General features: G+C 52.7%; 1 protein-coding gene. It reads left to right on the forward strand.

Annotated features, from left to right (window positions below):
• Nucleotides 1-106 precede the first annotated feature (106 nt).
• On the forward strand, nucleotides 107-337 hold the full coding sequence (locus PQR02_RS40865) for a hypothetical protein (protein ID WP_408243460.1): 231 nt from the start codon (nucleotides 107-109) through the stop codon (nucleotides 335-337).
• Nucleotides 338-366: the final 29 nt, after the last annotated feature.

The raw sequence follows: 366 nt of genomic DNA on the forward strand, positions 1-366 counted from the left end.
GGCACGGGCACAGGGCTGAGAGTTACCTGGAACATTGTGATCCCCGGTATCTGGTCAGATTTCCGAAAATCAAAAACGATTCTTTTCTTTCCGTGAAATGAAACTAATGAGGATCGTCGTTGGAATCACAGCTGGGGCAGTCCTGGCTACTGCCGGTGCGTGGCTTGGCCTGTATCTGTTCGGTGTTCTCGTGCTGCACGGCAAAGGGAGTTTGTTCGACGCGTCCCGCTCGGCAGAAAACACCTTCTTTGTTATCTGGGTTGCATTGACAGCCGCCCTCGCAATTTTGGGCGGATATGCAGGCTACGCAAATGATGCCAGCCGGAAAGAGAAATAAGCGATAGGACGATCGGATTGCGAACGCCG

The sequence above is a fragment of the Paraburkholderia sediminicola genome, from assembly GCF_046026895.1.
Lineage (GTDB): Bacteria > Pseudomonadota > Gammaproteobacteria > Burkholderiales > Burkholderiaceae > Paraburkholderia > Paraburkholderia sediminicola_C.

Excerpts from the sequence above, each read along its gene's own strand:
- PQR02_RS40865 (WP_408243460.1), top strand. The coding sequence starts at position 107 with ATGAGGATCGTCGTTGGAATCACAGCTGGGGCAGTCCTGGCTACTGCC.